This is a genomic window from Mesorhizobium sp. M0904 (assembly GCF_040319475.1).
GTDB lineage: Bacteria > Pseudomonadota > Alphaproteobacteria > Rhizobiales > Rhizobiaceae > Mesorhizobium.
The window spans coordinates 173,755-197,543 of record NZ_JAMYOC010000002.1 but is presented as its reverse complement, the minus strand read 5'-3'; the positions used below and the strand labels follow the sequence as shown (position 1 = coordinate 197,543).

At 64.2% G+C, this 23,789-nt stretch carries 22 protein-coding genes and 1 pseudogene; 18 read left to right on the top strand and 5 right to left on the bottom strand.

Annotation, left to right across the window (positions count from 1 at the left end):
* Position 1: 1 nt before the first annotated feature.
* The 4 genes and pseudogenes from NKH80_RS03480 to NKH80_RS03465 all read right to left on the bottom strand — a co-directional run bounded on the left by NKH80_RS03480 (position 2) and on the right by NKH80_RS03465 (position 4,636).
* A pseudogene (locus NKH80_RS03480) lies at positions 2 to 1,101 on the bottom strand (alcohol dehydrogenase family protein).
* Between the two features lie 9 nt (positions 1,102 to 1,110).
* Positions 1,111 to 2,490 (bottom strand): aspartate aminotransferase family protein, encoded by a 1,380-nt coding sequence (locus NKH80_RS03475; protein WP_352989659.1) that lies wholly within the window; start codon positions 2,488 to 2,490, stop codon positions 1,111 to 1,113.
* 33 nt (positions 2,491 to 2,523) lie between these two features.
* Positions 2,524 to 4,017: an NAD-dependent succinate-semialdehyde dehydrogenase gene (locus NKH80_RS03470; protein ID WP_352989848.1), complete on the bottom strand. Its 1,494-nt coding sequence runs from the start codon at positions 4,015 to 4,017 to the stop codon at positions 2,524 to 2,526.
* 127 nt (positions 4,018 to 4,144) lie between these two features.
* Positions 4,145 to 4,636 carry an Lrp/AsnC family transcriptional regulator gene (locus tag NKH80_RS03465; protein WP_031211913.1) on the bottom strand — a complete coding sequence of 164 codons (492 nt, stop codon included), beginning with the start codon at positions 4,634 to 4,636 and terminating at the stop codon, positions 4,145 to 4,147.
* A gap of 82 nt (positions 4,637 to 4,718) precedes the next feature.
* Here NKH80_RS03465 and ehuR point away from each other — a divergent pair, with 82 nt between their 5' ends.
* The 10 genes from ehuR (at position 4,719) to doeB (ending at position 14,438) form a co-directional block, all read left to right on the top strand.
* Positions 4,719 to 6,104, top strand: coding sequence for a MocR-like ectoine utilization transcription factor EhuR (ehuR, locus tag NKH80_RS03460; RefSeq protein ID WP_352989657.1), 1,386 nt, complete (start codon positions 4,719 to 4,721; stop codon positions 6,102 to 6,104).
* 122 nt (positions 6,105 to 6,226) lie between these two features.
* On the top strand, positions 6,227 to 7,012 hold the full coding sequence (ehuA, locus tag NKH80_RS03455) for an ectoine/hydroxyectoine ABC transporter ATP-binding protein EhuA (protein ID WP_023677199.1): 786 nt from the start codon (positions 6,227 to 6,229) through the stop codon (positions 7,010 to 7,012).
* A gap of 65 nt (positions 7,013 to 7,077) precedes the next feature.
* Positions 7,078 to 7,929 carry an ectoine/hydroxyectoine ABC transporter substrate-binding protein EhuB gene (gene ehuB, locus NKH80_RS03450; protein WP_254819482.1) on the top strand — a complete coding sequence of 284 codons (852 nt, stop codon included), beginning with the start codon at positions 7,078 to 7,080 and terminating at the stop codon, positions 7,927 to 7,929.
* A gap of 187 nt (positions 7,930 to 8,116) precedes the next feature.
* Positions 8,117 to 8,776 (top strand): ectoine/hydroxyectoine ABC transporter permease subunit EhuC, encoded by a 660-nt coding sequence (gene ehuC, locus NKH80_RS03445; protein WP_254819481.1) that lies wholly within the window; start codon positions 8,117 to 8,119, stop codon positions 8,774 to 8,776.
* A 16-nt stretch (positions 8,777 to 8,792) separates the two neighbouring features.
* Positions 8,793 to 9,452 (top strand): ectoine/hydroxyectoine ABC transporter permease subunit EhuD, encoded by a 660-nt coding sequence (ehuD, locus tag NKH80_RS03440; protein ID WP_254819480.1) that lies wholly within the window; start codon positions 8,793 to 8,795, stop codon positions 9,450 to 9,452.
* Entirely contained in the window at positions 9,449 to 10,222 is a 774-nt protein-coding gene (eutA, locus tag NKH80_RS03435) for an ectoine utilization protein EutA (RefSeq protein ID WP_352989654.1), read from the top strand. The genes ehuD and eutA overlap by 4 nt, the downstream gene beginning before the upstream one ends.
* A gap of 10 nt (positions 10,223 to 10,232) precedes the next feature.
* Positions 10,233 to 11,225, top strand: coding sequence for a hydroxyectoine utilization dehydratase EutB (eutB, locus tag NKH80_RS03430; protein WP_352989651.1), 993 nt, complete (start codon positions 10,233 to 10,235; stop codon positions 11,223 to 11,225).
* Entirely contained in the window at positions 11,222 to 12,214 is a 993-nt protein-coding gene (locus tag NKH80_RS03425) for a cyclodeaminase (RefSeq protein WP_352989648.1), read from the top strand. The genes eutB and NKH80_RS03425 overlap by 4 nt, the downstream gene beginning before the upstream one ends.
* Positions 12,215 to 12,252: 38 nt before the next feature.
* Positions 12,253 to 13,431 carry an ectoine hydrolase DoeA gene (doeA, locus tag NKH80_RS03420; protein ID WP_352989645.1) on the top strand — a complete coding sequence of 393 codons (1,179 nt, stop codon included), beginning with the start codon at positions 12,253 to 12,255 and terminating at the stop codon, positions 13,429 to 13,431.
* A gap of 5 nt (positions 13,432 to 13,436) precedes the next feature.
* A complete protein-coding gene (gene doeB, locus NKH80_RS03415) occupies positions 13,437 to 14,438 on the top strand; it encodes a N(2)-acetyl-L-2,4-diaminobutanoate deacetylase DoeB (RefSeq protein ID WP_352989642.1) in 1,002 nt (333 codons plus the stop codon).
* 98 nt (positions 14,439 to 14,536) lie between these two features.
* Here the strand turns inward: doeB and NKH80_RS03410 are convergent, their stop codons facing one another.
* Complete coding sequence (locus NKH80_RS03410; RefSeq protein WP_352989846.1) at positions 14,537 to 15,196, bottom strand: GntR family transcriptional regulator; 660 nt, start codon at positions 15,194 to 15,196, stop codon at positions 14,537 to 14,539.
* A 322-nt stretch (positions 15,197 to 15,518) separates the two neighbouring features.
* Here NKH80_RS03410 and NKH80_RS03405 point away from each other — a divergent pair, with 322 nt between their 5' ends.
* From NKH80_RS03405 to atzF, 8 genes are read left to right on the top strand one after another with little or no spacing between them, the layout of a single operon-like run.
* On the top strand, positions 15,519 to 16,646 hold the full coding sequence (locus tag NKH80_RS03405; protein WP_352704823.1) for a BMP family ABC transporter substrate-binding protein: 1,128 nt from the start codon (positions 15,519 to 15,521) through the stop codon (positions 16,644 to 16,646).
* A 20-nt stretch (positions 16,647 to 16,666) separates the two neighbouring features.
* Positions 16,667 to 17,791: an ABC transporter permease gene (locus NKH80_RS03400; protein ID WP_352704825.1), complete on the top strand. Its 1,125-nt coding sequence runs from the start codon at positions 16,667 to 16,669 to the stop codon at positions 17,789 to 17,791.
* On the top strand, positions 17,791 to 18,717 hold the full coding sequence (locus tag NKH80_RS03395; RefSeq protein WP_352989638.1) for an ABC transporter permease: 927 nt from the start codon (positions 17,791 to 17,793) through the stop codon (positions 18,715 to 18,717). The genes NKH80_RS03400 and NKH80_RS03395 overlap by 1 nt, the downstream gene beginning before the upstream one ends.
* 14 nt (positions 18,718 to 18,731) lie before the next feature.
* Entirely contained in the window at positions 18,732 to 19,433 is a 702-nt protein-coding gene (biuH, locus tag NKH80_RS03390) for a biuret amidohydrolase (protein ID WP_352989635.1), read from the top strand.
* A 58-nt stretch (positions 19,434 to 19,491) separates the two neighbouring features.
* Positions 19,492 to 20,970, top strand: a complete 1,479-nt coding sequence (locus NKH80_RS03385) for an ABC transporter ATP-binding protein (RefSeq protein WP_352989843.1) — start codon at positions 19,492 to 19,494, stop codon at positions 20,968 to 20,970.
* Entirely contained in the window at positions 20,970 to 21,638 is a 669-nt protein-coding gene (locus tag NKH80_RS03380; protein WP_352803558.1) for a cysteine hydrolase family protein, read from the top strand. The genes NKH80_RS03385 and NKH80_RS03380 overlap by 1 nt, the downstream gene beginning before the upstream one ends.
* Positions 21,631 to 21,981 carry a cupin domain-containing protein gene (locus NKH80_RS03375; protein WP_352989632.1) on the top strand — a complete coding sequence of 117 codons (351 nt, stop codon included), beginning with the start codon at positions 21,631 to 21,633 and terminating at the stop codon, positions 21,979 to 21,981. The genes NKH80_RS03380 and NKH80_RS03375 overlap by 8 nt, the downstream gene beginning before the upstream one ends.
* Entirely contained in the window at positions 21,978 to 23,786 is a 1,809-nt protein-coding gene (atzF, locus tag NKH80_RS03370; RefSeq protein ID WP_352507102.1) for an allophanate hydrolase, read from the top strand. The genes NKH80_RS03375 and atzF overlap by 4 nt, the downstream gene beginning before the upstream one ends.
* Positions 23,787 to 23,789: the final 3 nt, after the last annotated feature.

Below are 23,789 nucleotides of genomic sequence, written 5' to 3'. Positions count from 1 at the left end.
ACTATTTGGCGACGCCAACCGCGTCCGGCACGACGACCAGCTTGCCGACGAAATCCTTGGCGATGAAATCGGCCTGGGCGCGATGAAAATCGGACAGCTTGTAGACGCCGCCGACCAGCGGCCGGATCTTCTTCTCTCGATGTAGCGCACGATGCGGCGGAAATCCGCGCGTGTGCCCTGGCTCGAGCCATGCAGCTGGAGCTGTTTCAGGTACATGGTGCGCAGATCCAGCTGCACGACCGGGCCGGCAATCGCGCCGGCCGTGGTATAGCGGCCTTCCGGCCTGAGGATGCGCAGCAGGTCGTTGAAGATCGCGCCGCCGACGAGGTCGGCCACCACGTCGATCGGCCGGCCGCCGGTCGCTTCGTTGACGGCGGCCGGCAGATCGGCAACGCCGCGGGTGATCACCGCCTCGGCGCCGATGTCACGCACGGCCTGTTCCTTGCCCTTGCCGGCAACCGCATAGGGAATGGCCCCGCGCGCCCGCGCCAGCTGCACGATGCCGGAGCCGACGCCGCCCGAGGCGCCGGTGACCAGCACGCGCTCGCCGGCTTTCAATGAGGCGCGTTCCAGCATCTGCTCGCCGGTGAGATAGGCGCAGCAGAAAGTGGCAAGTTCGACGTCGCTCAGATCGGTGCTGACGACATGGGCGTTCTCGGCAGGCACTGTCTGGTATTCGGCATAGCCGCCGTCGCGGCCGTGGCCCATATAGTCGATGTCGGCGAGTGAATCGTCGTCGCGATTGTAGATGGAGAAATCGACCATCACCCGCTCGCCGATGCGGGCCGGCGACACGCCCTCGCCGACGGCAACGATGTTGCCGACCGTGTCGGTGCCCTGGATGCGCGGGAAGGTCAGTGTGTTGCCTTGCCGCCGCCATGTCGAGACGGCGGCTGCATCCTCCTCAGTGCCATAGGCGCCCTGGCGCACCCAGACATCGGTGTTGTTCATGCCGCAAGCGGTGACCTTGACCAGCACCTCGCCCGGAGCGGGCAAGGGTACTTTGACGTCGGTGCGGTAGACGAGCTTCTCCGGTCCGCCGTGCCCGATCAGCTGCACGGCGGCCATGGTGGCGGGGAGGGTCTTGGTCATGGCATTCATGTCGGTTCTTCAGATGTTGGCAAACACGCTCTTTACCGCGTCGGCCGTCTTGGAGACGACGATGTCGGCCTCTTGCCGTGTCAGGCAGAGCGGCGGCGCGAAACCGAGAATGTCGCCCTGCGGCATGGCGCGGCCGATGACGCCGCTTGCCGCAAGGGTGGTCGCGACCTGCGGTCCGATCTTTTGCGAGGCGTCGAAGAACACGCGGTCGTCCCGGTCGGCGACGAATTCGATTGCCGCCAGCATGCCGTCGCCGCGCACCTCGCCGACGTTTTTATGGCCACCGACGGCTTTCGTCAGCTCAGCGCGGAAATAGGCGCCGGTCTCGCCGGCGTTCCGCACTAGGTCCATCTCGTCGATCAGTTCCAGGTTGGCGACACCGGCGGCAACGCAGATCGGATGCGCCGAATAGGTCCAGCCATGGCCGAGCGAGCCGAGCTTGTCGGAGCCTTGGACGAGCACCTGCCACACCTTGTCGGAGACGATGACGCCGGAGAGCGGCGCATAGGCCGAGGTCAGGCCCTTGGCGATGGTAATCAGGTCGGGCTTGATGCCGTAATGGTCGGAGCCGAACATGGTACCCAATCGGCCGAAGCCGGTGACTACTTCATCGGCGATCAAAAGCACGTCGTATTTCTTCAGCACCGCCTGGATCTTTTCCCAATAGCCGGCCGGCGGCGGCACGATGCCGCCGGTGCCGAGGATCGGCTCGCCGATGAAGGCGGCGACCGTTTCCGGCCCTTCGGCGAGGATCATCTCCTCGAGCTTGTCGGCGCAGTATTGCGAAAACTGCTCTTCACTCAGCGAGCGGTCGGCGCGGCGGAAATAGTAGGGCGCCTCGGTGTGCAGGACCGGCGCACGCGGCAGGTCGAAGGCGTTGTGGAACAGGTCGAGGCCGGTCAGCGATCCGGTCATGATGCCGGAGCCGTGATAACCGCGCCAGCGCGAGATGATCTTCTTCTTCTCGGACCGGCCGAGCACGTTGTTGTAGTACCAGATCAGCTTGATGTTGGTTTCATTGGCGTCTGAACCAGAGAGCCCGAAATAGACCCTCGACATGCCTTGCGGCGCGCGGTCGATGATCATCTTGGACAGCGTGATCGACGCCTCGGTGCCGTGCCCGACATAGGCATGGTAATAAGCGAGATTCTTGGCCTGCGCGGCGATGGCGTCGGCGATCTTCTGGCGGCCATAACCGACATTGACGCAGTAGAGCCCGGCGAAGGCATCGATGCTCTTGCGCCCGTTGTTGTCCCAGATGGTGACGCCTTCGCCGCCGGCGATCACACGGGTTGGGCTCTCGCCACGCGCGTGGGTGCCCATATGGGTCGAGGGATGGAAGAAGTGATCGCGGTCCCAGGCGGCGAGTTCGTTTGACCGATCGAGCATTTTTCTACTCCTGAAGGAAATTGTCGGTGCGGCTCACGCCACGTCGAGGCAGAGATATTTGAGATCGGTAAAGGCTTCGAGCCCATGACGCGAGCCCTCGCGGCCGATGCCGGACTGCTTGACGCCGCCGAAAGGGATCGGCGCGCCGGTGATCTTGACGCGGTTGATGGCGACCATGCCATAGTCGAGCGCGCGGCCGATGCGCAATTGGCGGCCGCCATTCTCAGTCACGACATAGGCAACGAGTCCGTATTCGGTGGCGTTGGCGCGGGCGACGACTTCCTCTTCGCTGTCGAAGGGCGTCACGGCCGCAACCGGACCGAAGGTCTCCTCGCGCATGATCAAAGCGTCGTCTCCCACGTCGGCAAGCAGGGTCGGCTGGTAGAACAGCGGCCCGGCGGAATGGCGCTTGCCACCGGTCAGGCAGCGCGCGCCTTTGGCGAGCGCATCGGCCACCTGCTCCTCGACCTTCTTGACGGCGCGTTCGTGCATCAAGGGTCCGATTTCGGTGTCGTCAGCCAGGCCATTGCCCGTCCGCAATGCCTCGACGCGTTTGGCGAAAGCAGCGCAGAACCGATCGTATAGCGGACGCTGGACATAGATGCGGTTGGCGGCGAGGCAGTCCTGGCCGGAGGTGGCGAATTTAGCGTCGACGGCGATGGTCACAGCCTTGTCGAGATCGGCGTCGGCGAAGACGATCAGAGGCGCATGACCGCCAAGCTCCATCACGAGACGCTTCATCGTCGGCGCACTCTGCGCGGCGATCAACCTGCCGATCTCGGTCGAGCCGGTGAAGCTCATGGCGCGAACGCGCGGGTCTTCGCACATCCGCCCGACGATGATCGAAGCCCTGCCGGTGAGGACGTTGAACACGCCAGCCGGCAGGCCGGCACGTTCGCCAAGCTCGGCCAACGCCAGTGCAGACAGCGGCGTTTCCGAGGAAGGATGCGCGACGATGGTGCAGCCGGCGGCGAGGGCGGCCGCCGCCTTGCGGGTCAGCATGGCAGCGGGAAAATTCCACGGCGTGACGACGCCGACGACACCAAGCGGTTCGCGTCGCACCACCATCTCGGCGTTTGGCAGATGGCTGGTGACGCTTTCCGCGTTGAGGCGTTTGGCCTCCTCGGCATACCATTCCACAAAAGAGGCGGCATAGTCGATCTCGCCGCGCGATTCCTTCAGCGGCTTGCCTTGTTCTAGCGTCATCAGCAGGGCCAGGTCATTTTTGGCGGCGACGATCAGATCGAACCATTTTCGCAAGATTTTCGACCGTTCCTGCGGCAGCAATGCGCGCCAGGCAGGAAAGGCGCGCGATGCCGCATCGATCGCCAATGTGGTCTGCCGGGCATCGAGCGCGGCAACAAAAGCGACGGTGGATCCGGTGGCCGGATCGGTCACCTCGAAACTCTCGGCGGTCTCGCTCGCCGTCCAGTGGCCAGCGACATAGGCGAGTTCGCGCAGCAGCCGCCGGTCGGCGAGGCGATCAAGTGCTTCATGGCGGTGCGAGCGGGCAAAATGTGCGGACATCATCGGGCTCCCGGTTCGGGTGATGCCGCAAGACTATCTCTGCCGTACAAACAGAGAGGCTGTTTGCGTGCCTGCACGTAGAGAGATTGTCTCTATTACCCTGCCCAGCCAGACGATCTCTCCGGTATCAGGAAGATGCCGGCAACAGATCCGCCACTGGCAGCACACTCTCCTCCTTCACCGTCTTGGTGACGATATAGGTGAAATAGCGGTCGATGCCGATCTCGCGCTCGAGCAGAGTGTCGACCAGCCGCTGATAGGCGTCGATGTCGCGCGCCATGACTTTCAGCAGGTAATCGACGCCGCCGCCGACAGACCAGCAGGCGACGATCTCGGGGATGTCGCGGATGACGCGCTCGAAACGGTCGAAATCGGCCTGGCGGTGGCTAGCCAGCGTCACCTCCATCAGCACGGTGGCGACCGGCGCGATGGCGCGCATGGCGATCCTGGCATGATAGCCGCAGACGATGCCGGCCTTTTCCAGCTTGCGCAGCCGCATCCAGCACGGCGTCGGCGACAGGCCGACTTTCTCGGCCAGCGCCAGCTTGGTGATGCGCCCGTCGCGCTGGATGGCGTCGAGGATCTTGAGATCGATCGGATCGAGTTTCGCTGCAGCCATGATCGCCCACTTCCAGTGCCCGACACCATGACGGCGCATTATTTCGATTGTCAATTGCACTGATTTCGATCTCTAATAAGTCATGACATTTTGGCGACCAGATCCCGCTCTTATCCGGCGGCCGGCATATCAATCGCTCGCCGACCAGTTCGCGCGGGCCATTCATGACGGGCGTCTGGCCAATGGCGCGCGCTTGCCGACGCACCGGCAACTGGCCGACGATCTGAAACTTTCCGTGCAGACGGTCAGCCGCGCCTACGAGGAATTGATCCGCCGCGGGCTGGTTTCCGGCGAGGTCGGCCGCGGCAGCTTCGTGCAGACGCAGCGCCGCGAGCCGGAGCCGCCCTATCTGCCGGAGCGGCTGGGCGAGGTCATCGACCTCTCCATCCTGAAGCCGGTCTGTGAACCGATGCATCTGGAGCGGCTGAGGCAGGCACTGGGCTGGCTCGCGGAAAACCTGCCGTCGAGCTCGGCGCTGTCGTTCAGGCCGAACATGGTGTTCCCGCGCCACCGCGCGGTGGGTGTCGAGTGGCTGCGGCTCTGCGGCCTCGACGCGTCGCCGCAGAACATCAGCCTGACCAACGGCGCTACCGCCGGTATGACGGTAGCGCTGATGAGCGTGGCGCCGCCCGGTTCGACCGTCGCCACCGAAGCGATCGGCCATCACACGCTGATCCCGCTGGCGCGCTATCTCGGCTTCAATCTCGAGGGTCTGCCGATCGACGACAATGGGCTGATCCCGGAAGCGCTCGACGAGGCCTGCCGGCTGTCCGACATCCGCGCCGTGTTCGTGCAGCCCTCGGTGATCAACCCGACGGCAACGCTGATGGATGCCGCCCGGCGCGAGCAGATCGCGGCGGTGGCGCGCAGGCACGACATCGCCGTCATCGAGAACGATGTGCTCGGCCCGCTGGTCGAGGACCGGCCGCCGCCGGTCGCGGCGTTTGCCCCCGAGCGCACCCTCTACGTCACCTCCTTCACCAAGATCGTGGTGCCCGGCCTGCGCATCGGCTATCTCGCGGCACCCGATCGTTATGTCGCCGCGGTTGCCAACCGCCACCTGGTCTCGAACTGGATGGCGACCCCGATGGTGGCCGAGATCGCCAGCAAATGGGTGACCGACGGCACCGCGATGGAACTCGTTCGATGGCAGCGCCTGGCTTTGCGGCGGCGTCTGGACATCGCCGCCGAGGTGCTTGCCGGAGTGGATTATCGCGCTCATCGCGACGGGCTTCACGTCTGGCTGCGGCTGCCCGAGGATCGCGGCGAGGAAAGCTTTGTGTCCCAGGCGCGCCTGCAGGGCGTGGCGATTGCGCCCGGCACGTCGTTTCGCATTTCGCAGATGCCTTGGCATCCAGCTGTCCGGATTTCGCTGGGCTCGACCACGGAGGGGGAACTGCGTGCCGGTCTCGGCGTTGTCACAAAGCTTCTGCTCGGCGATCCCGAGCATCTCCTGCTTGCCATCTAGGCAACAAAGGGCGGGGAATTGTGCGGAGTTCGAAATATTGTCATGATATTATTTTCTTGATTGACATGATTTGCCGCGATCCGCATCGTTAAAGGCATAGCTTCTCCAGCACGGGAAATTCATTGTCGGCGCCCATCATCAAGATCGACGGCATTTCGAAAAGCTTCGGCACCTTCAAGGTGCTGGACGGCCTCTCAATGCAAGTCATGCCCGGCGAGAAGCTGGCGCTGATCGGCCCATCGGGTTCGGGCAAGACGACGATCCTGCGTATCCTGATGACGCTTGAGCGCATCGACAGCGGCCACATCCAGGTCGATGGCGAACAGCTGTACCACATGGAGCGTAACGGCCGGCTGCTGACGGCCGATGAACGGCATTTGGCAAAGATGCGCCAGAAGATCGGCATGGTCTTCCAACTGTTCAATCTGTTTCCGCACAAATGCGTCATCGACAATGTGACGCTGGCACCGATGCTGACCAAAGGCGTGCCGCGGGCCGCCGCCGAAAAGCGGGCGATGGAACTGCTCGACATGGTCGGCATGGTCGACAAGGCCAAAGCGATGCCGGCGCAGCTTTCCGGCGGACAGAAGCAGCGCGTCGCGATTGCCCGGGCGTTGGCGCTGTCGCCGAAGATCATGCTGTTCGACGAGGTCACCTCGGCGCTCGACCCGGAGCTCGTCGACGAGGTCCTCAACGTCATGCGCAAGCTCGCCGCCGAGACCGACATGACCATGCTGCTGGTCACCCACGAGATGGGTTTCGCCCATGACTTCGCCGACCGGGTGCTGTTCTTCGATCGCGGCAGAATAGTCGAGGAAGGCAAGCCCGACGAGATTTTCCGCCATCCCAAACAGGAGCGTACGCAAGGTTTCCTGAAGAAGATCATTGCGGCCGGACATCGGGTCTGACTGCCATGCGAGGCGGCGACGCCTCAAGCAAGCCAAGAAGACAGACAAACAAGGAGCTGGGAACAATGAAGAAATTTGCCATTTTGGCCGGCGTCGCCGGTATTGCGCTGGCGGCGGTGCTGGCCGCCTCGACGGCCGGCTCGGCCGATGACAGCAAGCTCGAAGAGCTCAAGGCGCAAGGCTTTGCCCGCGTCGCCATCGCCAACGAGCCGCCTTATACGGCGGTCGCTGCCGACGGCAAGGTTTCGGGTGCGGCGCCTGACGTTGCCCGTGAAATCTTCAAACGTCTTGGCGTCAACGATATCGTCGCCTCGATCTCGGAGTATGGCGCCATGATCCCGGGCTTGCAGGCCGGACGTTTCGACGTCGTCACCGCCGGCCTGTTCATGAAGCCGGAACGTTGTGCTGCGGTTGCCTATTCGGAACCGGTGCTGTGCGACGCCGAGGCGATGCTGGTGAAGAAGGGCAACCCGAAGGGCTTCAAGAGCTACGAGGACGTCGCCAAGGACACCAGCGCAACGATCGGCGCACCGGGTGGCGGCACCGAGGAAAAGCTGGCGCTCACCGCAGGTGTGCCGCGCGAGCGCGTCATCGTCGTGCCGGACGGCCAGAGCGGCCTGAAGATGCTGCAGGACGGCCGTATCGATGCTTATTCACTGCCCGTGCTGTCGATCAACGACCTAGTCAAGAAAGCCAATGATCCGAACCTCGAAGTCATCGCGCCGGTGGTTGGTGCGCCGGTCTATTGCGACGGCGCGGCCTTCAAGAAGGGCGACGAAGCGCTGCGCGACGCCTATGATGTCGAGCTGGCGAAACTGAAGAAGTCCGGCGAGTTCGCCAAGATCATCGAGCCTTACGGCTTCTCGGCGGCGGCGGCAATGTCGACGAGCCGCGACAAGCTCTGCTCGGCGAAGTAGGCGGGTCTTCCTTCTCCCCATTCACGGAGAGAAGGAGGCCCGAAGGGCCGGATGAGGGGCAGCACAAAGTTCTGCCAAGCGGGCTCTGCCCCTCATCTGCCGCCCGGCATCTTTTTTCCCGTGAACGGGGAGAAGGAGGCTGAAGCCAACGTCTCGCTGGACATTCAACGCGGAAACTCTCGACCCAATGACCCAATGGTCCGGCTATTTCGGCCTGATATTGCAAGGAGCACTCGTCACCATCGAGTTGACGCTGATGGGGTCGGTGCTGGCCTTGGTCATGGCCTTTCTTGCCGGGCTGGGGCGGCTGTCGCGGTTTTTCGTGCTGCGCGCGCTGGCCACCGCCTATATCGAGTTCTTCCGCGGCACCTCGATCTTCGTGCAGCTGTTCTGGGCCTATTTCGTGCTGCCTTTCGCCGGCATTTCGCTGACGCCGCTGCAGGCCGGCGTGCTGGCGCTGGGCCTCAATGTCGGCGCTTATGCGGCGGAAGTCGTGCGCGGCGCCATCAAGTCGATCGGCCGCGAACAATATGAGGCCTGCACCGCGCTCAATCTCGGCCGCTGGCAAGCCATGCGCCATATCATTCTGCCGCAAGCGCTTTTGGTGATGCTGCCGACCTTCGGCAACAACGCGATCGAGCTGCTCAAGGCCACCGCCGTCGTTTCGCTGATCTCGCTTGCAGACCTGACCTTCCAGGCGCAGGTGGTCCGCTCGCAGACCGGCAATACACTGGTGCCGTTCAGCACCATCCTCGTCATCTATTTCGTCCTGGCGCTGCTCATCTCCTGGGGCGTGCGGTCGCTGGAACGCCGCATGGCTCGTGGCCTCGACGGGGTGCGCGTATGATTGAGCGGGCCTGCTAATGGAATGGGATTGGGATTTTGTCCGGCAGATCCTGCCGACGCTGATCGAGGGGGTGAAGATCACCATCCTGGCGACGCTGCTCGGCTCGGTGCTGGCGGCCGTCGTCGGGCTGGGCATTGCGTTGGCGCGCCGTTCGCCGAACCGGGCCCTGTCGCGCACCGTCGGTTTCGTTGCCGAGTTCATCCGTGGCACGCCGCTGTTGGTGCAGCTCTATTTCATCTTCTACGTGCTGCCGGATTTCGGCGTCCTGTTGCCGCCGTTGGTGGCGGGCGTCATCGGTCTCGGACTGCATTACGGCACTTACACGGCCGAGGTCTACCGCGCCGGCATCGACAATGTGCCGCGCGGCCAATGGGAAGCGGCCAAGGCCTGCAATCTGAATGCCACACAGACCTGGACGCACATCATCATTCCGCAGGCGATCCCGCCGATGATCCCGGCGCTTGCCAATTATTTCATCGCCATGTTCAAAGAGACGCCGCTGCTGTCGGCGATCACCGTGCTGGAACTGATGAACCAGGCCAAGAGCGTCGCCAACACCTATTATCGGTATATCGAACCGATCACCTTGGTCGGCGCTTTCTTCCTCGCCATCAGCCTGTTCTCGGTGGTGTTGCTGCGCTGGCTGGAACACCGTTATGGGCGGATCGAACGATGAGCGCTGCACCCGATATCCGCCTGCGCTCGGTCCGGCCGCCGCTCGATGCGCGTCCGCTGGAAAAGCGGGTCGGCCTGATCATCCTTGCCACCGACCATACCAGCGAACCGGATTTTCACCGCATGGTGGCAAGCGATCGTATCGGCATCTATGTCGCGCGTATTCCCTATGCCAACCCGACGACGCCGGACAATTTGCGCAAGATGCAGCCGTCACTGACGGCGGCCGCGGCCCTCATCCTGCCCGACGAGCCGCTCGACGCGATCTGCTATTCCTGCACCTCGGCCTCCGTCGTGATCGGCGATGCCGAAATCGAGGCGGCGGTGCAGGCCGCCAAGCCCGGCGCGCCGGTGGTCACGCCGCCGATGGCCGGGATGCGCGGCCTGAAGGCGCTGGGCGCCAGGACGATCAGCATCCTTACCCCTTATACGGTCGAGACCAGCCGGCCGATGGCGACCTATTTCACCGAGCATGGTTTCGAAATCGCCAGCTTCACTTGCCTCGGCTTCGAGGATGATCGCGAGATGGCGCGGATTGTGCCGAAATCCTTGGTCGATCTGGCCCGTGATGCGATGGCCTCGCAGGCCGACGCGCTGTTCGTGTCCTGCACGGCGCTGCGGTCGGCGGCGGCAGTTGTCGGCATGGAAGAGGCTATCGGCCGCCCCGTCGTCACCAGCAACCAGGCGACGGCCTGGAATTGCCTGCGGCTTTGCGACGACGACGAGCCGCGCCCTGAATTCGGCTGTCTGATGACGCTGCCGCTGAACTGATTGATGAGCCATGACTGCTTCCCAGATAAGCCTTCCCGATATCCGCGCCGCGCGCGAGCGCATCGCAGACAAGATCGAGCGTACGCCGGCCGTTCCTTCCCGGAGTCTTTCCCAGCACTTGGACGCTCCTGTTTATCTCAAGCTCGAACATCGGCAGACCACCGGCGCCTTCAAGCTGCGCGGTGCCTCGAACGCTATCGCTTCGCTGAAAGACGAGGAGAGGGCGCGCGGCGTCGTCGCCGCCTCGACCGGCAACCACGGCCGGGCGCTTGCCTATGCCGCACAACTGCAAGGCATCCACGCGACGATCTGCATGTCGCGGCTGGTGCCTCAGAACAAGCTCGACGAGATCCGCCGGCTCGGCGCCGAGATCCGCATCGTCGGCAACAGCCAGGACGATGCGCAGCGGGAGGTCGAACGGCTGGTCGCGGAAGACGGGCTGATCATGCTGCCGCCCTTCGACCATCCTGCCATTGTCGCCGGGCAAGGCACGCTCGGGCTGGAGATCATCGAACAGGTTCCTGATGCCGCCCTTGTGCTGGTGCCGCTTTCTGGCGGTGGACTGGCGGCTGGCGTTGCCGCTGCCGTCAAGGGCGTCAGCCCGGCGACGAAGGTGATGGGCGTTTCAATGGCGCGCGGTGCGGCGATGAAAGCGAGCCTCGACGCCGGGCACCCGGTGCTGGTCGAGGAACTGCCGACGCTGGCGGATTCACTCGGCGGCGGCATCGGCCTCGACAACCGGCTGACCTTTTCCATGTGCCGCGACCTGCTCGACGATGTGATCCTGCTCAGCGAGGACGAGATCGCCGCCGGCATTCGTCACGCTTATGAACAGGAGCGCGAGATCGTCGAAGGCGCCGGCGCGGTCGGCATCGCAGCCGTGCTTGCCGGCAAGGTCAGGGCGAGCGGCCCGACGGTGCTCATTCTGTCCGGCCGCAACATCGACATGGCACTGCACCGCAAGATCATCTGCGGCGAAGCAATTGCGGAGAGCGCCGCATGAGCCGTATGACGATCCTCACCGAAGCTGAATTGCGCAAGATCGTGAAGCTCGATCTTGATGCCGTCGCCTGCGTCGAGAACGCGTTCCGGGCGCTCGCTACCTTGCCGGTGGCGATGCCGCCGATCCTGCGGCTGGACATTCCAGAGCATCGCGGCGAGGTCGACGTCAAGACCGCCTATGTGCCGGGCATCGACGGTTTTGCGATCAAGATCAGCCCAGGTTTCTTCGACAATCCGAAGCTCGGCCTGCCCAGCGTCAACGGCATGATGGTGCTGCTGTCGTCCAAAACCGGATTGGTCGAGGCGCTGCTGCTCGACAATGGCTATCTCACCGACATCCGCACCGCTGCCGCCGGTGCGGTCGCCGCCAAACATCTGTCGCGGGCGGACTCCTCCGTCGCCGCGATCTTCGGCGCCGGTGTTCAGGCCGGACTGCAGCTCGAGGCGCTGATGCTGGTACGGCCAATCACGGAAGCCCGCATCTGGGCAAGGGATGCCGCCAAGGCCGAAGCCGCGGCAGACGCATTGTCCGAAAGACTGGGCATCGCCGTTCACGCCGAGCCGGACGCGGCAAAGGCTGCGGCCGATGCCGACGTCATCGTCACCACGACGCCGTCGACCGAGCCGCTGATCAAGCCCGGCTTCGTCTCCGCCGGCCAGCATATCACTGCCATGGGCTCGGATGCCGAGCACAAGAACGAGATCGCGCCGGCGATCCTGCGCATGGCCGATCTCTACGTTGCTGACAGCGCCAAGCAGACGCGGCGCCTGGGCGAACTGCACCATGCTATCGCGGCGGGCGTGATGGCGGCCGATGCCGAAATCACCGAGCTTGGCCACATCATCGCCGGCGAAAGGCATAGGCGGCGCTCGGGCAGCGACATCACCATTGCCGATCTGACGGGCACAGGCGTGCAGGACACGGCAATCGCCACGCTCGCCCGCGACCGGGCGCGTGCGGCCAAGACCGGCACGATTTTCGAAAGCTGATGCTGGCCGCAAGGCCCAACAAACGAGGACCAAGAACAATGCAGCCAAATTTGAAATTCTCGCGCGGCGAATATGCGGAGCGCCTCGCCAAGACGCGGAAGGCGATGGAGGCCAAGGGCGTCGATCTGCTGATTGTCAGCGATCCGTCCAACATGGCCTGGCTGACCGGCTATGACGGCTGGTCGTTCTATGTGCACCAGGCCGTCATCGTGCCGCCGTCGGGCGAGCCGGTGTGGTACGGGCGCGGCCAGGACGCCAACGGCGCCAAGCGCACCGCCTATCTCGCGCACGACAACATCGTCGGCTATGCCGACAACTACGTGCAGTCGACCGAGCGCCATCCGATGGATTTTCTGTCCGGCGTGCTCTCCGATCGCGGCTGGGGGAAGCTCAGCATCGGTGTTGAGATGGATAATTACTGGTTCTCCGCCGCTGCCTTCGCATCGCTGCAGAAGCACTTGCCCAATGCCCGCTTCGTCGATGCCACGGCGCTGGTCAACTGGCAGCGCGCGGTGAAGAGCCCGACCGAAATCGACTACATGCGCAAAGCCGCCCGCATCGTCGAAGCGATGCACCAGCGCATCGTCGACAAAATCGAAGTCGGCATGCGCAAATGCGACCTGGTCGCCGAGATCTACGATGCCGGCACGCGCGGCGTCGACGGCGTCGGCGGCGACTATCCGGCGATCGTGCCGCTGCTGCCGTCGGGCGCCGACGCGTCGGCGCCGCATTTGACCTGGGACGACCGGCCGATGAAATCGGGCGAGGGTACCTTCTTCGAGATCGCCGGCTGCTACAACCGCTATCACTGCCCGCTGTCGCGCACCGTTTTCCTCGGCAAGCCGACGCAGGAGTTCCTCGACGCCGAAAAGGCGACGCTGGAAGGCATGGAGGCGGGACTTGCCGCCGCAAAGCCCGGCAACACATGCGAGGACATCGCCAACGCCTTCTTCGCGGTGCTGAAGAGATACGGCATCGTCAAGGACAACCGCACCGGCTACCCGATCGGGCTTAGCTATCCGCCGGACTGGGGCGAACGCACGATGAGCCTGCGCCCAGGCGACCGCACCGAGTTGAAGCCCGGCATGACCTTCCATTTCATGACCGGCCTGTGGCTTGAAACGATGGGCTTGGAAATCACCGAATCCATCCTGATCACCGAGACAGGCGTCGAGTGCCTGGCGAATGTGCCGCGCAAGCTGGTGGTGAAGAGTTGAGCCCGATGTCAAGCCTTCGCCCGTCGCCGATCACGCCGACCGTCAATTTCGAGCGCGACGGGGTTCAGCACGGTTTCCTGCGCCTGCCTTACAGCCGCGACGATTCCGCCTGGGGATCGGTGATGATCCCGATCTGCGTCATCCGCAACGGCAAGGGGCCGAGCGCACTGCTCACCGGCGGCAATCATGGCGACGAGTATGAGGGGCCGCTGGCGCTTTACGATCTCGCCCGAACGCTCGACCCGAAGCAAGTCAGCGGCACGATCATCATCGTGCCGGCGATGAATTATCCGGCGTTCCGCGCCGGCACCCGCACCTCGCCGATCGACAAGGGCAATCTCAACCGCAGCTTTCCCGGCCGGCCCGACGGCACCGTGACCGAGAAGATCGCCGATTATTTCCAGCGCGAGCTTCTGCCCCGTACGGACATCGCGCTCGATTTCCACTCCGGCGGCAAGACGCTCGACTTCGTGCCGTTCTGCGCCGCCCACATCCGGCCTGACAAGGTGCTGGAAGCGAAGGGGTTCGCTGCCGTGGCAGCGTTCTCCGCACCCTGGTCGATGAAGATGCTGGAGATCGATGCGGTCGGCATGTTCGACACTGCCGCCGAGGAGATGGGCAAGCTGTTCATCACAACAGAGCTCGGCGGCGGTGGGACTTCGCGCGCCGAAACGGTGCGGATCGCGCGGCGCGGCGTGCTCAACATCTTGCGCCATGCCAGCATCGTCGCCGGCGCGGTCGAGATGCAGCCAACCCGCTGGCTCGACATGCCGTCGGGCGATTGCTTCTCGTTCGCCGAGGACGACGGGATGATCGAAACGATGATCGATCTCGGCGAGCCAGTGGCAGAGAACCAGGTGCTGGCACGTATCCATTCCATAGGCCGCACCGGCGGCGCTCCGCAGGAGATCCGGGCCAAAATGTCCGGTCTGTTGGCGGCGCGGCATTTTCCGGGGCTGGTCAAGGCCGGCGACTGCGCTGCCGTGGTCGCCGTGCTGGTCGATTGAGGGCTAGAGCGGGATGCGTTCAACGGCCATCCCGCTCTATCTGTTTGTTTAGCCGCATTTTCTGCGACGCCAAGTGATTCCCTTGGCTGTAAAATGCTCTAGGAAGCCGATGTCGGGACCGGCTCGGCCTTGCCTTTGGGGCGATCGCCGAGGGCAAAGACGGCGCTCGCCTCGCTGACGATCGAGACATGATCCTTGGCGGCTATTCCGGCGGCCGTACTGTCGCCGCGCATGATTGCGGTGACGATGGCGTCATGCTCCTGCCATGACTGGGCCAGCCGGCCGGGCAGCATGAACTGCGCGCGCCGGAACGGCGCCAGGCGGCCGCGGGTCATGACGGTCAGTTCATAAATGTGCTTGCTGTGGGCGCCGCGATAGAGCCGGGTGTGGAATTCGGTGTTGAAAAGCTCATACTCTTCTTCGGCACCGAGCTGCACCAAGCGCGCCGAGGCCTGGTGTTCGGCCTCCAGCGTGCGGCGCTCGCCGGCCGTCATGCGCTCGGCCGAGAAGCGCGCGCAGATCGCTTCAAGCTCGGCCATGCTCTCGAACATCGAGGCGAGGTGCTCCTGCGTCACCACGGCGACCGTGGCGCCGCGGTTCGGCCGCCTTTCGACCAGTCCCATGGCACTGAGCCGGCTTAGCGCTTCCCTGATCGGCGTGCGTGAGACGTCGAAGCGGGCGGCGAGCGAGGCTTCGTCGAGTTTTTCGCCGGGACGCAGGAAACCGGTGACGATCCGGTCGCTGATCGCCCTCACCATCTGATCGACGGTCGTGCCCGACCTGATCAAATTGCGCTTTCCCGACACGTCTCCTCCGTCCAGTCTTTTCGCCAGAGCCGCAAGCCACTCACCGGCTTCGATTCCTCCGCAGCTCTGTATGCCTATGTTTTAGCCTTCATGTCAAATTGACGACTTTGGAGGCAAAAAGTGTATGCAATTGCTCCGGCTTTGTGCAGTCCACATCGGCACGCTCATTGATATTGCTGAATAAATCCAATTTCTGAAACTGGCATGCTGATTGCATACACTTCTTTCATTGAGGTGTTAACCGGCCCCAAAGGCCCCATAGAGGGAGCATTCAATGTCCGAGAAATTCATGCTTAGCCGCCGCGACCTGCTCAAGACCTCCGCCGCCGGAGCGGCGCTCGGCCTTGCGTCCGCATCGTTTCCGATCAGCAGGGCCTTCGCGGCGACGGCCACCGTCGGCTTCATCTATGTCGGGCCAAAGGACGATTACGGCTACAACCAGGCGCATGCCGAAGGCGCTGCCACGCTGAAGGGGATTGAAGGCATTTCCGTGGTCGAAGAGGAGAACGTGCCTGAGACCGTCGACGTCCAGAAGACGATGGAATCGATGATCAATCTCGACGGTGCGTCGCTGATCTTCCCGACCTCGTTCGGCTATTTCGATCCGCACATGCTCGCCATGTGCGCGAAATTTCCCGACGTGCAGTTCCGCCATTGCGGCGGCATGTGGAACAAGGACAAGCATCCGATGAATGCCGGTTCCTATTTCGGCTATATCGGCATGGGCCAGTATCTTAACGGCGTCGTCGCCGGCCACACCAGCAAGTCCAAGAAGCTCGGCTTCGTCGCGGCAAAGCCGATCCCGCAGGTGCTGCTCAACATCAATTCCTTCCTGCTCGGCGCGCGCTCGGTCGACCCGACCATCACCTGCCAGGTGATCTTCACCGGCGAGTGGTCGCTGGCGGTCAAGGAGGCGGAGGCCGCCAATGCGCTGGTCGACCAGGGTGCCGACGTCATCACCTGTCATGTCGACAGCCCCAAGGTGGTGGTCGAGACGGCGGCCGGGCGTGGCGCCTTCGTCTGCGGCTATCATGCCAACCAGAGCCCGCTGGCGCCGGAAAAATACCTGACCGGCGCGGAATGGAACTGGGCCAAGGTCTACAAGATGTTCGTCGACGATCTGGTGGCCGGCACGCCGCTGCCCAATTTCACGCGCGGCGGCCTGGCCGACGGCTTCGTCAAGATGAGCCCGCTCGGCCCCGCCGTCGGTGACGCCGCCCGCAAGCAGTTCGACGGCACGCTGGCCGAAATGATGAAAGGCGGATTTTCCGTCATCAAGGGTCCGCTGAAGAGCAACAAGGGCGTCGTCGTCGCGACCGAGGGCCAAGCCTTCGTCGAGACCGCGCTCGAACTCGAAAGCATGGACTACCTGGTCGAGGGCGTCGTCGGTTCGACCGCCTGAACCGGATCGGAGACGGGGCCATGGCAGACACGGTCGGCACTGCGGGCGCACCGGCGCTGTTTGGCGCCAGGAATTATCCGGCGGCGCTCGAATGGGCGGCGCGGCGGGCGGAAGCCTTCGTCATACCGCTCGCGGCGCTGATCGTCGGCATGGCGCTGTTCAGCGTATTTATCGCGCTGGTCGGCAAATCGCCGGTGCAACTCTACGAGACGATGTGGCGTGGCGGCTTCGGCTCGTGGTTCTCGATCCAGAACTCGCTGTCGCGGGCAGCACCGCTTTTATTGGCAGCGCTCTGCGTGGCGCTGCCGGCACGACTTGGCCTTGTCGTCATCGGCGGCGAAGGCGCGATCGTGCTGGGCGGCGTTGCCGCCGCCGCCATCGGCGTGGCAGTGAATGGCGCGCCGGCTTTTCTGGTCATCCTGCTGATGGGCGTGGCGGGCGTGGTCGCCGGCGGCATCTGGGTCGGTGCCGTCGGCGCACTCCGCCACTACCGCGCCGTCAACGAAACCATCTCCAGCCTGCTGATGGCCTATATCGCCATCGCGGTGATGAACCATCTGGTCGAAGGGCCGCTGCGCGATCCGGCCTCGCTCAACAAACCCTCGACCGAGCCGCTGGCGGATGCCTACCGCATCGGCAACATTCCAGGCATGGACGTGCACTGGGGCCTTGTCCTCGGTATCGTCGCCTGCGTCCTGTCCTGGCTGCTGATCGAAAAGACGCGCTGGGGGTTTGCCGCCCGCATTGCCGGCGGCAATGTCAGGGCGGCCCAGGTGCAGGGGCTTGCCGTCGGGCCGCTGATCGTCGGCTTCACCGGGCTCGCCGGCGGCTTTGCCGGGCTAGCCGGCATGCTGGAGGTCGGCGCGGTGCAAGGCAGCGCCAACGCCTCGCTCGCCGCCGGCTACGGCTATACGGGCATCCTCGTCGCCTTCCTCGCCCGCCACAATCCGCTCGCCATCATCCCGGTCGCTTTCCTGCTCGGCGGCATCGGCGCTTCCGGCGGGCTGATCCAGCGCCGCATGGACCTGCCCGACGCCACCGTGCTGGTGCTGCAGGGCATGCTCTTCGTCGTCATCCTGTTTAGCGAAACCTTTTACGGCCGCTTCAAGGTCTTCAATCCCGATCTGTGGAAGAGGGGCTCCTGATGGACGCGACCGAGATCGGCCTGTGGGGCGTGCCGCTCGCCATTCTCGGCGGCGCCATCCGCGTTTCGACGCCCTTCATCTTCGTCTCGCTTGGCGAAGCCATCACCGAGCGCTCCGGCCGCATCAATCTCGGCCTCGAAGGCACGCTGGTCTTCGGTGCCATGACCGCCTATGCCGTCGCGGTGATGACCGGCTCGCCATGGCTCGGCCTGCTGGCTGCCGCAGGTGCCGGTCTTTGCTTCGGGCTGTTCCACGGCTGGATCTGCAAATTCCGCGGGGTGAACGACATCGCCATCGGCATCGCGCTGATGCTGTTCGGCTCCGGTCTCGCCTTCTTCTTCGGCAAGCCGTTCATCCAGCCCTCGGCACCAGACCTGCCGGCCATCGCCTTCGGTGGCTGGTCGAATATCCCGCAGGTGCAGGCGGCGCTCAACGTCAACATCCTGTTCCTGATCGGTGCGGCACTTGCCGTGTCCCTATGGTGGGCCTTCCGCAACACGCGCGCCGGCCTGATCGTGCGCGTCGTCGGCGACAGCTCCGATGCGGCGCGCGCCATGGGCCTCAATCCCAACACCGTGCGCCTGCTTGCGACAGGTGCCGGCGGTGCGCTCGCCGGCATCGGCGGCGCCTATCTGTCACTCTATTATCCCGGCAGCTGGACCGAACGCATCTCGTCGGGGCAGGGGCTGATGGCGGTGGCGCTGGTCATCTTCGCGCGCTGGAATCCGCTTGGCTGCTTTGCCGCGGCACTTTTGTTCGGCGGTGCCGGCGCGCTGGGCCCGGCACTGCAATCGGTCGGGGTGACGCAGGGCTACTATCTCTTCTACGCCGCGCCTTACATCCTCACGCTCATCATCATGATCGCCACCTCGTCGCCGAGCCGCTCGCTTGCCGGCGCGCCGGGCGAATTGTCGATCACCAAATGACTGGAGTTTTTCCGATGAACGCCAGAGCCGAGATCACCCAGCGCTACATCGATGCCGATCCCTATCCATGGCCCTATAATGGCGAGCTGCGGCGAGACAATACGGCGCTGATCATCATCGATATGCAGACCGATTTCTGCGGGCCGGGCGGCTATGTCGATCATATGGGCTACGATCTTTCGCTGGTGCGGGCGCCGATCGAGCCGATCAAGTCGGTGCTCGCAGCCATGCGGGCCAAGGGCTACACCATCATCCACACGCGCGAGGGCCACCGGCCCGATCTCGCCGACCTGCCGGCCAACAAGCGCTGGCGCTCGCGCCGCATCAATGCCGGCATCGGCGACCCCGGACCATGCGGGCGCATCCTGGTGCGCGGCGAACCCGGCTGGGACATCATCCCCGACCTCTATCCGGCGGCGGGCGAACCGATTATCGACAAGCCGGGCAAGGGCTCGTTCTGCGCCACCGACCTCGAACTGATCCTGCACCAGCGCGGCATCGAAAACATCGTGCTGACCGGCATCACCACCGATGTCTGCGTCCACACGACGATGCGCGAGGCCAACGATCGCGGCTTCGAATGCGTGATGCTGGAGGATTGCTGCGGCGCGACCGATTACGGCAACCATCTTGCCGCGATCAAGATGATCAAGATGCAGGGCGGCGTGTTCGGCGCGGTGTCGAACTCGGCATCCTTCGTCGCGCAGCTGCCGTGAGGACAAGATCTTGAGCGGAGCCAAGAAAGCCGTCGGCGTCGAGACCATCGGCTTGACCATGCGCTTCGGCGCCTTCACCGCGCTGGACGACGTCTCGATAAAGGTGTCGGCGGGATCGTTCCATGCGCTGCTCGGCGAAAATGGCGCCGGCAAGTCGACGCTGGTCAAATGCATGATGGGTTTTTATCACCCGACCGCCGGCGACATGCTGGTCGAAGGCCGCGAGGTCGCGATCGCCAGTCCCAAGGACGCCTCGGCGCTAGGGCTCGGCATGGTCTATCAGCATTTCACGCTCGTCCCGTCGCTGACCGGCGCGGAGAATCTGGTTATTTCGCGCGAGAAGGTGCCCGGGGTCATCGACTGGCGCAAGGAGCGCGCCGCACTTGCGCAATTCATGCAGCGTATGCCGTTCAAGCTGCCGCTCGACGTCAAGGTGGCGGAACTTGCGGCCGGCGAGAAGCAGAAGCTCGAAATCATCAAGCAGCTCTATCTCGGCCGCAGTTTCCTGGTGCTCGACGAGCCGACCTCGGTGCTCACTCCCGGCGAAGCGCAGGAGGTGCTTGGGCTGGTGCGCGACATGACAAGGAGCGGCGACCTTACGGTGCTGATGATCTCGCATAAATTCCGCGAGGTGACGGCGTTTGCCGACGACATCACGGTGCTGCGCAAGGGCAGGCTGACCGGAACCGGGAAGGTCTCCGAACTCTCCCACAAGCAGATGGCGGCGATGATGATCGGCGACCAGCCGATTTCAGCGCTCGACAGTCGTGCTCCGGTGCCGGCCGGAGCCCGGCAGGCGCTGATGGTGAAGTCGCTGAAGGCGCCCGACCGCACCGGCTTGAAAACCATCGACATCGGCGAGCTCGATGTGAAGTCCGGCGAGATCGTCGGCATTGCCGGCATCTCCGGCAACGGCCAGAAGGAGTTTCTTGAAGTTCTTGCCGGACAGCGGGCGCGCAATGCCGGCGACATTCTGGTGAAGGGCTCGCCCTATGGCGCCAGCCGCAGCGAGGCGCGCACGCTCAATGTCCGCTTCATTCCGGAGGAACCGTTGCGCAATGCCTGCGCACCGAAGATGACGGTCGCGGAAAACATGGCCTTCCGGACCTTCGACCTCGATGAGGCCGGCAAGCCGGTCAGTTGGATCAGGATGGGCGCGATCAGGGACTACGCGGCCCGTCTGGTCGAACAGTTCAAGGTCAAGACGGCATCCCTAGCTTCGCCGATTTCGTCGCTCTCGGGCGGCAATGTGCAGCGCGCGGTGCTGGCGCGGGAACTGACCGGCGAAGTCGATCTTCTGATCGTCTCGAACCCGTGCTTCGGCCTCGACTTCTCCGCCGTGGCCGAAATCCGCGCCCGTATCATGAAGGCGCGCAATGCCGGCGCCGCGGTGCTCTTGATGTCGGAAGATCTCGACGAGCTGCTTGAACTTTCAGACCGCATCTTCGTCATGTCCGACGGTGCGCTGGTCTACGAGACGCCGATCGCGCAGGCGAGCGTGCAGACGATCGGCGAGCACATGGCGGGACATCATTGATGGCGGAGATCGAGGCGCTGCCGTTTCCGTTTGCCTTCAAGCCTGAGACGATGGCGCTGGTCGTCATCGACATGCAGCGCGATTTCGCCGAGCCGGGCGGCTTCGGCGCCAGCCTCGGCAACGACGTCAGCCGGGTCACGGCGATTGTGCCGACGGTGAAGAGGCTGATCGAGGGGTTCCGCACCGCCGGCCTGCCGGTGATCCACACGATGGAGTGCCACAAGGCAGACCTTTCGGATCTGCCGCCGGCCAAGCGCAACCGCGGCAACCCATCGATGCGGATCGGCGACGTCGGTCCAATGGGTCGCGTGCTGATCGTCGGCGAGCCGGGAACGGCGATCCTCGATGAACTTGCGCCACTGCCTGGCGAGATCGTCATCGAAAAACCCGGCAAGGGCGCATTCTATGCCACCAGCTTCGGCGACGACCTAAAGCGGCTCGGCGCACAGCAATTGGTCTTTGCCGGAGTGACGACGGAGGTCTGCGTGCAGACGACGATGCGCGAGGCCAACGACCGCGGCTATGAATGCCTGCTCGCCGAGGATGCGACGGAGAGCTATTTTCCGGAGTTCAAGGCGGCAGCGCTGGCCATGATCAGGGCGCAGGGCGCCATCGTCGGCTGGACCGCAACGACCGATCAGGTGCTCGAGGGAATTTCCAATGCCTAACATTGCATACCGGGCTCTCATTCAAGGGGGCTGGCGCGACCTGCCGTTCGAGCATTTCCGCGATGGCATTACGGTGCATTGGCTGCTCAAGGGCGGACCGACGGAACCGTCGGTGGCGATCCTTAACTACCGGCCGGGCGCCGGCGTGCCGCGCCATCGCCATGCCGGGCTGGAAACGATCATCGTGCTGGAAGGCACACAGAGCGACGAGAACGGCGATTATGCCGCGGGCAGCGTGATCCTGAACCCGGTCGGAACCGAGCATTCGGTGTGGACAAAAGACGGCTGCGTCGTACTCATCCAGTGGAACCTGCCGGTAGTCATTCTGGACGAGGCCAAATGAGCGACATCCGCTTCGATATAGCGAGCTTGCACGCCGCCTATCAGGCCGGCGCCGCCGTCGGCGAGGTGATCGATACGATCCATGCGCGGCTCGCGACAGCCGACGATCCGGGCATCTTCATTCATCTGGCGAGCAGGGCGGAGATGCTTGCCGAAGCAGAAAAGCTCGGCCCGTTCGACCCCGTGTCAAAGCCGCTGTGGGGCGTACCATTCGCGGTCAAGGACAACATCGATGTCGCCGGCATGCCGACGACGGCAGCATGTGCGGAATATGCCTACTTGCCGGTAAGAGACGCCAACGTCGTCGCACGCCTCAAGGCCGCCGGCGCGCTGGTCGTCGGCAAGAGCAATCTCGACCAGTTCGCCACCGGCCTCGTCGGCGTGCGCACGCCCTATCCGATCCCGAGGAACGCGATTGATCCAAAACTGGTGCCAGGCGGCTCGTCTTGCGGCTCGGCCGTGGCGACGGCACGCGGCATCGTCTCATTCGCGCTCGGCACCGACACCGCCGGCTCGGGGCGCATACCCGCCGGCCTCAACAACATTATCGGGCTGAAGCCGAGCGTCGGCGCGCTGTCGGCCGCCGGCGTCGTGCCGGCCTGCCGGACACTAGACTGCGTCTCGGTGTTCGCGCTCACCGTCGACGACGCCTACAGGGTGTTCGAGATCGCGGCGGCAAAGGACAACGCCGATCCCTATTCGCGCGACTTCGCCATTCAGGCCCTTGCCGCGCGCCCGCCGGTGCTGACGGTCGGCGTGCCGGCCGGGGCCGACTGGACGTTCTTCGGCGACCAGGCGATGCAGGCGGGCTTCGAGGCCGCTCTTGCCGCGCTGGAAGAGCTGGGCTGCAGGCTGGTCGAAATCCCGTTCGGCGATTTCTACGCCACCGCCAATCTGCTTTACGAGGGCGCCTGGGTGGCGGAGCGTTACGCCGCGATCAAGGACTTCATGGAAGCCAACGAGGCGGCCATGCATCCGGTGACGCGGCAGATCATCGGCGGTGCGCGAAAACTTTCCGCCGCGGACGCCTTCAACGGGCTCTATGCCTTGCAAGGCTACAAGGCCAGGCTTGCGCCGGTCATCGCCTCGGTCGACCTATTCTGTGTGCCGACCGCGCCGACCCACTACACAGTCGAGGCGGTTCTCGCCGATCCGATCGTCACCAACAGCCGGCTCGGCACCTACACCAACTTCGTCAATCTGCTCGACATGTGCGGCATCGCCGTGCCGACCGGAACACGCAGCGACGGTTTGCCGATGAGCGTCACCTTGCTTGCCGCGGCGGGCAAGGACCATCTGACGGCGTCGCTTGCGCAGGATGTCCATGCGGCAAGCGGCCTTGCGCTGGGCGCTACAGGCTGGCCGCTGCCGCCGCGTGGCGATGTTCGCGTCGACGTGGACGAGGGCACGATCGAGCTGGCCGTGGTCGGCGCGCATCTATCGGGGATGGCGCTGAACGGCCAGTTGCAGCAGCTCGGCGCGATTTTCGCCCGGGGGGCAAGAACGGCGCCGCTCTACCGGCTTTACGCGCTTGCCGGCCAGTCGGTGCCGCGACCGGGGCTCGAACGGATCTGCAATGGCAAGGGGGCAGCGATCGAGGTCGAAGTCTGGCGGCTCTCGCCACAAGCGTTCGGGCGCTTCGTCGCCGCGATCCCGCCGCCGCTCGGCATCGGGACGCTTCTGCTTGATGACGGAACTTCGCCGAAAGGCTTCCTCGTCGAAAGTGCCGGCCTCACCGATGCAAAGGAGATTTCGCATTTCGGCGGCTGGCGCAATTTCATGGCGGGTCAGCTGCAGCGGAGCTGACGC

Coding starts and splice junctions, on each gene's coding strand:
- NKH80_RS03475 (WP_352989659.1), bottom strand. CDS start 2,490: ATGCTCGATCGGTCAAACGAACTCGCCGCCTGGGACCGCGATCACTTC.
- NKH80_RS03470 (WP_352989848.1), bottom strand. CDS start 4,017: ATGTCCGCACATTTTGCCCGCTCGCACCGCCATGAAGCACTTGATCGC.
- NKH80_RS03465 (WP_031211913.1), bottom strand. CDS start 4,636: ATGGCTGCAGCGAAACTCGATCCGATCGATCTCAAGATCCTCGACGCC.
- ehuR (WP_352989657.1), top strand. CDS start 4,719: ATGACATTTTGGCGACCAGATCCCGCTCTTATCCGGCGGCCGGCATAT.
- ehuB (WP_254819482.1), top strand. CDS start 7,078: ATGAAGAAATTTGCCATTTTGGCCGGCGTCGCCGGTATTGCGCTGGCG.
- ehuC (WP_254819481.1), top strand. CDS start 8,117: ATGACCCAATGGTCCGGCTATTTCGGCCTGATATTGCAAGGAGCACTC.
- ehuD (WP_254819480.1), top strand. CDS start 8,793: ATGGAATGGGATTGGGATTTTGTCCGGCAGATCCTGCCGACGCTGATC.
- eutA (WP_352989654.1), top strand. CDS start 9,449: ATGAGCGCTGCACCCGATATCCGCCTGCGCTCGGTCCGGCCGCCGCTC.
- eutB (WP_352989651.1), top strand. CDS start 10,233: ATGACTGCTTCCCAGATAAGCCTTCCCGATATCCGCGCCGCGCGCGAG.
- NKH80_RS03425 (WP_352989648.1), top strand. CDS start 11,222: ATGAGCCGTATGACGATCCTCACCGAAGCTGAATTGCGCAAGATCGTG.
- doeA (WP_352989645.1), top strand. CDS start 12,253: ATGCAGCCAAATTTGAAATTCTCGCGCGGCGAATATGCGGAGCGCCTC.
- doeB (WP_352989642.1), top strand. CDS start 13,437: ATGTCAAGCCTTCGCCCGTCGCCGATCACGCCGACCGTCAATTTCGAG.
- NKH80_RS03410 (WP_352989846.1), bottom strand. CDS start 15,196: ATGGTGAGGGCGATCAGCGACCGGATCGTCACCGGTTTCCTGCGTCCC.
- NKH80_RS03405 (WP_352704823.1), top strand. CDS start 15,519: ATGTCCGAGAAATTCATGCTTAGCCGCCGCGACCTGCTCAAGACCTCC.
- NKH80_RS03400 (WP_352704825.1), top strand. CDS start 16,667: ATGGCAGACACGGTCGGCACTGCGGGCGCACCGGCGCTGTTTGGCGCC.
- NKH80_RS03395 (WP_352989638.1), top strand. CDS start 17,791: ATGGACGCGACCGAGATCGGCCTGTGGGGCGTGCCGCTCGCCATTCTC.
- biuH (WP_352989635.1), top strand. CDS start 18,732: ATGAACGCCAGAGCCGAGATCACCCAGCGCTACATCGATGCCGATCCC.
- NKH80_RS03385 (WP_352989843.1), top strand. CDS start 19,492: ATGCGCTTCGGCGCCTTCACCGCGCTGGACGACGTCTCGATAAAGGTG.
- NKH80_RS03380 (WP_352803558.1), top strand. CDS start 20,970: ATGGCGGAGATCGAGGCGCTGCCGTTTCCGTTTGCCTTCAAGCCTGAG.
- NKH80_RS03375 (WP_352989632.1), top strand. CDS start 21,631: ATGCCTAACATTGCATACCGGGCTCTCATTCAAGGGGGCTGGCGCGAC.
- atzF (WP_352507102.1), top strand. CDS start 21,978: ATGAGCGACATCCGCTTCGATATAGCGAGCTTGCACGCCGCCTATCAG.